Below are 6,923 nucleotides of genomic sequence, written 5' to 3' on the forward strand. Positions count from 1 at the left end.
AAGTGTCGTTGCTATCGGCTTCGCCGGAAAGCAGAGCTGCAACCTTGTCGCGATCGGCACGGTCGGCCAGCGCTTTTAACGACGCAGCGCCTTCGTCACCAAGCTCGGCATCGCCTTCCATTTCGGCAAGCTCGATCAGTTCAACCGTCCCTGCCTTATCCGCATCGATTTCCCGCACAGTGCCAATGGCCGCGTCCAAACGCCGGCGTTCGCGCATAACTTCTTCAGCGGCCTTAGGGTTGTCCCACAAGGTCGGGTCCTCAACCTTTGCGTTCAACTCGTCCAGACGGCGCAATGCACGGTCCCAATCAAGCGACATCTTGACGAGGTTGAGGGCAGCATCAATGCGGGCAACATAGCCTTCTGCGTCGGCGCGCATAAGAAACTCCAAGGGAATGAAAAGGTCAGCCGCGGCCTTTAGCGGATTGGGCGCTCAAGTCAAAGGTAGCGATGCCAAAGTATGCATGCCGCCTTACAAAAAGTCGCTATCCGCAAATGCTAATAAATCCCGCCTTCTTGCTGGATAAATTCTCGATCGCGTTTGGTGCCGACACTTGCACTTGGCGCATTTACTGCGCCGGCCGTGTTTGACTGAGTTTCAGTCTCTTTCTTTGGTTTCTCACCACCCGCAGCCAATTCTTCCTGACGGATAGAACGCTTAGGTTCAGTTTCTGCCTTGAACGCTTCCCATATCACGGCGTTCTGAGGGTCGTTGCCCGGCCAAGCGCCATAAACGCGCTTACCGCTCTTACGGTCCACACGCACCAGCCGCGTTCCAGCGGGCGCAATGAAGGGCATTTTTGGCATATCAGCCATCGCCGCGCGCGCAAATTGTTTAAAGATCGGCGCAGCAACTGAACTACCCTGCGCATAGCCGCCCAAATTGCGTGGCTGGTCAAAGCCCAAATACAGTCCAGCAACAAGATGCGGCGATCCGCCAATGAACCAAACATTTGTTGGCCCAGTAGTCGTACCCGTCTTACCAAATAACGGCCGGTTTAGTTCACGCAACGTCACGGCTGTTCCGCGTTCAATGACACCTTCAAGCATGTGCACGACTTGATAGGCGGTGATGGGGTCCATCACCTGCTTACCAGCCGCGGCAAATCGCGGCATGGGCTTGCCATTCCAATCCGCCGAACGGCAACCCTTGCATGGGGCCCATTTGCTTGGCCAGATTACCTTGCCCTTTCGGTTTTGTGCAAAATCAATCAGCGTTGGCTTAAGCTCGCGACCTTGATTGACGAGCATTGAATAAGCATTGACCATTTTCAGCACAGTAGTGTCGCCGGCGCCAAGTGCATAAGCGAGATAGTCAGGATAATCGCCGATCGACATTGCCCGGAACGTATCCGTGACATTGTCCATACCAGCTTCGGTAGCAGCACGCACAGTCATCAGGTTGCGTGATTGTTCCAAGCCCCAGCGCATGGTTTTTGGCCCTGCCCCGCCACCGTCGAAATTGCGGAAGCATTTCTGGCCCAAATTGGCACCCTGCCATACGCAATACGGACCATCGACGATGATCGATGTGGGCGTCATGCCATTATCCAGCGCGGCGGCGTAGACAAAGGGCTTGATCGTAGACCCAGGCTGACGCTGCGCCTGTGTCGCGCGGTTGAAGCTTGAAATACGGTTGTCAAAACCGCCTTGTATAGCAAGCACGCGGCCATTGTGCGGATTTTGCACAACCATGCCGCCGCCGACTTCAGGCACGCTGCGGACCGCAAAACTGTTGATGCCATTGGGCGCAACCGCAATGACATCGCCCGCTTTCATTGCGGCAGGACCTCCATCCAGCTTGGCCACGGTGCCATCGGCAAACCCGACGCGACCTTTGCCAAGGGCAACGCCTGCGCGCCAGTTTGCATAATCGATCCCAATGTTGCTCGATGCAAAGCGTGCTGCCCAATTATCATCTTTCACATCAATTTTACCAAGATTGGCTTTCCACGCCTTACCGGCGTTGTAGCGCAACAACCCATCGCGCAACGCTTGGGTGGCAAGAAGTTGATATTCCGGGTTCATTGATGACCGGACCCAAAGACCGCCGGAATAAACGCTGTAAGGACCAGCAGCATCGGTTTCACCAAATTTTTCGATGAGTTGGCGGCGCACCTCTTCTGCGAAATAACCGCCGACGTTTTTATATCCCGTGCCACGTTGCGTCACTAGGCCAAGGGGTTGGGCGCGCGCAGCCAAAAGCTGCGCCTCGGTAATCCATTCATTCGCGCGCATTTCACCAAGAACCCAGTTGCGGCGCGCTATCGCAGCATCCGCATTTTTAGCACGTCCGTAACGCTCGGGCGCTTTGGGAAGAATGGCTAAAAATGCCATTTCATGCAATTGGAGCTGGTTAACGCTTTTGCCGAAATAGGCCTGCGCTGCAGCTTCGACACCGAATGACTGACGTCCAAGCGCAATTTCGTTAAGGTACAGCGACAGGATTTGCTGTTTGGTGAGCGCGTTTTCGATCCGCTTTGCCAAAATCGCTTCTTTGACTTTGCGGGTGTAGCTATATTCATTCGTCAAAAGCAGGTTTTTCGCAACCTGCTGCGTGATGGTGGACGCGCCACGCGATCGCTTACTGCTAAACATATTGTCGAAAATGGCCGACGCGATACCGGGATAATCAATCCCGCCATGGCTGAAGAATGTTTTGTCTTCGGCTGCAAGATACGCGTGCACCAAAGTCTTCGGGAAATCGGCATATTCCAACTGGACCCGGCGTTCTCGGGCGTAGCTGTGAAATGGTTCTCCGTTAACGTCACGTACCACGGTGGGCAAAGGCGACTCATATTCAATGAGCGCTTCCGCATCGGGAAGATTCCGCGCGAATAGCGCCCAGAATATAATGAAGAGGACCACAAGCGCGCCGACCGAATAGGTAGCCAAACGAAAGCGCTTGCTTTGCCACCAGCCGCGCCAACGCTCGATAAATTCTTCGGCGTCGCGTTTCAGCCTGTAACTGACCGTATTTGGCACTTCGGCAGGAGGGGGCACTATATCCATCGCGGGTACTATCTAGCCGATTTGCCGAACAGGTCCAGAAAGTTCATCAGTAAATGGATGCAAAAATGCTTCTACTAACCGTTAACGCACAGCAATCCGCCGTGCAAAGTGAACTTGAATGGCATTGGCAAGCGCCCGTGCCACTTTGCCCTGCCCACTTTGGGAAGCCGAGAAAGTGACATCGGCTTCGTTACTTAGATAGCCGGTTTCAAAGAGCACGGAGGGGGTATCCGGTGCCTTTAAGACAATAAACGAAGCAAACCGATGCGAATTGCCGCGAATACGCATGTTGGGCATTGCCTCACGCAACAACAGTTTTGCAAAGTCCGCAGAGACATTCATTGTTTCGCGCTGGGTAAGGTCAATCAGGATCGACGAGACGTTGGCGTCGGCACCGCCTAGATTAACTCCGTTAATAATGTTGGCCTTGTTTTCACGCGCTGCAAGCCGCTGCGCTTCCCGGTCAGAAGCGACTTCCGACAGGGTGTACACCGTCCCTCCCGTTGCTTCTGGGCTTTCCGCGCTATCAGCATGGATCGATATAAACAGGTCGGCACGCAACTTGCGCGCCAGTTGGAAGCGATCTTGCAGCACTATAAACTTGTCCGTGTCGCGCGTCAGGGCCACACGGACGCGTCCACTTTTTAGCATTTCGTCTCGGACCGACTTTGCAATGGCGAGCGTCACGTCCTTTTCCAACTGCCCGCCATGCGGACTGATAGCACCCGGGTCATGACCGCCATGGCCTGCATCTATAACCACCAATGGTAGGCTGTCATCCGCCGGCCCACTCACCAGTGGCAGGCCCTTGCCAACATTTACACGAATGGGTGCAGTAACCTCGTACCGACGCTTCGGCGGATCGGCGCGAAATGCGACGGGAGGGATAATCTGGGTTTTACCGCGCGCGACGGTCCCGGAAAACTCGGCCAGCGGCACTGGCCGCAGGCTAAGGCGCAGGCTTTTTCCGTCGGCGGAAAAATTGCCGTTAGTGACAACAGCGGGTTCGGCGAGATCCAAGACGATCCGCGCCGTGTCGGCGCTAAACTGTCTCTGCCTGATGTTTTGAACCGAGCCCCCTGCAAATGCAGATTGACCTGCCGTCGCGCCAGATACGTCAATGGCAATGCGGTCAGGTGCCGCGAGAGTAAATACGTCCGCCCTGTCGACAACGCCGTCAAATTGAACAATCACAGTGCCGTCGTGCGCGGATATTTTCTGAACCGTCCCTCCCATCGCCGGCGACGCGTAAATAGGGAATGCAGCAAAAAGCATGGCAGAAATCATGCCTCGCATGTATGACCTCGTAAAATTAGTAGTCCAGAAGTTTATTCGATCCACACAGCTGCTCCATCCTCTTAACCCCAACGCACTTAGATATCCGAGCATAAGTCATGGTGAACAGAAATGGTTACTAACAGGTTAAACACTTCAAGACCGGCAACAATAGCCGTAATAAGCAGCTAATTCGCGGGATGCCCTTGCCGACAACAGGCGGGAGTGCTAACTGTTGCAAACTGGGCTTTTTTCGAATGCCCCGACAGTCCGCCGAACAGTAATTTCCGTTCGGCATTTTAACAGGTTGACGCTACATGAGGCATGATATTTCCACCACCGCCGCCCATACTGGGCATGGCGCATCGGTTGGAAATCAAGCGCGCGCGATACACGCCCGCCATGCACAAGCAGCAGACGCAATTCTTTCATTTCCACCATATCGCTTTGCCGACAGGAACGCTGTGCGTCCTGCCTGGCAATGCATCAACAATGAAGCGAGCGGCCTTTGGCTGACAACCGGGCGCCAGCCTCGCTGGAGTAAATTACATGACAACGCGTATGCTTATCGACGCGCGTCACCGGGAGGAAACCCGGGTCGCAGTCGTCACAGGAAACCAGATTGAGGAATTTGATTTTGAATCGGCCGAGCACAAGCAGCTCAAAGGCAATATCTACCTCGCAAAAGTAACCAGGGTTGAACCGTCGCTTCAGGCGGCTTTTGTCGATTATGGCGGCAACCGTCATGGGTTCTTGGCTTTTGCCGAAATCCACCCTGATTATTATCAAATCCCAAGGGAAGACCGTGACCGGTTGTTGGCTGAGGAAGCAGAGGCTGCTGCTGAAGAAGCTGCTTTGCGTGAGCAGGAAGAAGAGGAAAGCGATGAGCCCTCCGACATCATGCAGGGCTCTGCCGAACGCGACGATGATGTAAACGATTTTATCGAAGTCGACAGCGACGACAGCGTCGATACCATAGACATGACAGAAGGTGAAGAACCCAACCTGAATAGCAATGGTGATGATTTAGACGAAAACGAAGGTGGCGATAATGGCGGCGACAATGGTCGCAATAACCGCCGCCGCCGTGGACGCGGGGGCCGCAACGGCGAAAGCCGCGCACCAAAGGCAAGCGACGAGGTGCGCGCAAAACGCATGAACTTGCGCCGCCGTTACAAGATCCAGGACGTTATTCATCGTCGTCAGGTTTTGCTGGTTCAGGTTGTCAAAGAAGAACGCGGCAATAAGGGCGCTGCGCTCACAACCTATTTGAGTCTTGCAGGCCGTTATTGCGTATTGATGCCTAACACGTCGCATGGTGGTGGTATTAGCCGAAAAATCCACAGCGCTGCCGACCGAAAGCGTTTGAAGTCCATTATTTCGGACCTCACATTGCCCAATACTATGGGCTGCATCATCCGGACCGCTGGGCTTGCCCGAACGAAACCTGAGATCAAGCGTGACTTTGATTATTTGGCGCGTCTTTGGGACGAAATACGGGAGCGTACGCTTCGCGGTGCCGCGCCAATGCTGATCCACACCGACAGCGACCTCATCAAACGCGCTATCCGCGATATCTATAACAAAGATATTGACGAAGTCTTTGTTGAAGGGCCTGATGGTTACAAGGCCGCGAAAGACTTCATGAGATTACTGATGCCAAGCCACGCCAAGCGTGTGCAGCATTATGCCGATCCGGTTCCGTTGTTCCAGCGCTACCATGTTGAGGATCAGCTGAATGCTATGTATCAGCCGATTGTCCAGTTGAAATCAGGTGGCTATATTGTCATCAACCCGACCGAAGCGTTGGTATCAATCGACATCAACTCAGGCCGTTCGACCAAAGAACATGGTATTGAACAGACGGCGCTTTCGACAAACTTAGAAGCCGCGCGCGAGATTGCCCGCCAACTACGTTTGCGTGACATGGCTGGCCTTGTTGTCATCGACTTTATCGACATGGAGCATCATTCAAACGCGCGTAAAGTCGAGCGTGCAATGAAAGAAGCGTTGAAGCACGACCGCGCCCGTATTCAGGTCGGCCGCATTTCCAGCTTTGGCCTCATGGAAATGAGCCGGCAGCGTCTACGCACTGGTGTGCTTGAAGCATCAACCCGCGAATGTCCACATTGCGAGGGCACTGGTCTTGTGCGCACAGCATCGTCCGCCGCGTTGTCCGCATTACGGCTTATCGAAGAAGAAGCCGCAAAGGGTAATGGCAGCCAGATCGTTCTGCAAGCTAGCCAAGAGGCAACAATATATTGCCTCAACAACAAACGTGCAGAACTCGCAGCGATTGAAGATCGATACCATGTCCGCGTTCTGATCGTCCCCAATGGCGAGACCGAAGGCGCAAAGCTTGCGGTTTCAAGCTCCGGCCCACGTCCAGAGCGCCCTGTCGAATTGCCGCCTATTATTGATCTCGACGATGACGATATCGAAGATGAAATCGACGATTTCGACGACGAAATTGAAGAAGTCGAAGAAACTGCCCGCGAACCGCGCCGCGCCCGCGAGGAGCGTCCACGCGAAGAAGGTGAAGGCGGCGAAGGTCGCAAGCGCAAGCGTCGCCGTGGCCGCCGTGGTGGCAAGGGACGCGAGCGTGATGGACGGCCTGAAGGCGAAGATGCAGTTGC

Annotated in this window: 5 protein-coding genes; 2 read left to right on the plus strand and 3 right to left on the minus strand. The window is 54.4% G+C overall.

What is annotated here, in order from left to right:
* The 3 genes from ACIQ2T_RS11040 to ACIQ2T_RS11050 all read right to left on the minus strand — a co-directional run.
* The coding region (locus tag ACIQ2T_RS11040; RefSeq protein WP_397590851.1) for a PCRF domain-containing protein at nt 1-379 on the minus strand (379 nt) is incomplete at its 3' end.
* Nucleotides 380-498: 119 nt separating this feature from the next.
* Complete coding sequence (locus ACIQ2T_RS11045; protein WP_397590852.1) at nt 499-3,012, minus strand: penicillin-binding protein 1A; 2,514 nt, start codon at nt 3,010-3,012, stop codon at nt 499-501.
* 81 nt (nt 3,013-3,093) lie between these two features.
* Complete coding sequence (locus ACIQ2T_RS11050) at nt 3,094-4,308, minus strand: N-acetylmuramoyl-L-alanine amidase (RefSeq protein ID WP_397590853.1); 1,215 nt, start codon at nt 4,306-4,308, stop codon at nt 3,094-3,096.
* A gap of 303 nt (nt 4,309-4,611) precedes the next feature.
* Here ACIQ2T_RS11050 and ACIQ2T_RS11055 point away from each other — a divergent pair, with 303 nt between their 5' ends.
* Together ACIQ2T_RS11055 and ACIQ2T_RS11060 are read left to right on the plus strand one after the other, a co-directional pair.
* Nucleotides 4,612-4,803, plus strand: a complete 192-nt coding sequence (locus ACIQ2T_RS11055; RefSeq protein ID WP_397590854.1) for a hypothetical protein — start codon at nt 4,612-4,614, stop codon at nt 4,801-4,803.
* A 33-nt stretch (nt 4,804-4,836) separates the two neighbouring features.
* Nucleotides 4,837-6,923: ribonuclease E/G (locus tag ACIQ2T_RS11060; RefSeq protein WP_397590855.1), on the plus strand; the 2,087-nt coding region annotated here is incomplete at its 3' end.

Origin of the sequence: Sphingorhabdus sp. (assembly GCF_044357595.1) — a bacterium.
Lineage (GTDB): Bacteria > Pseudomonadota > Alphaproteobacteria > Sphingomonadales > Sphingomonadaceae > Sphingorhabdus_B.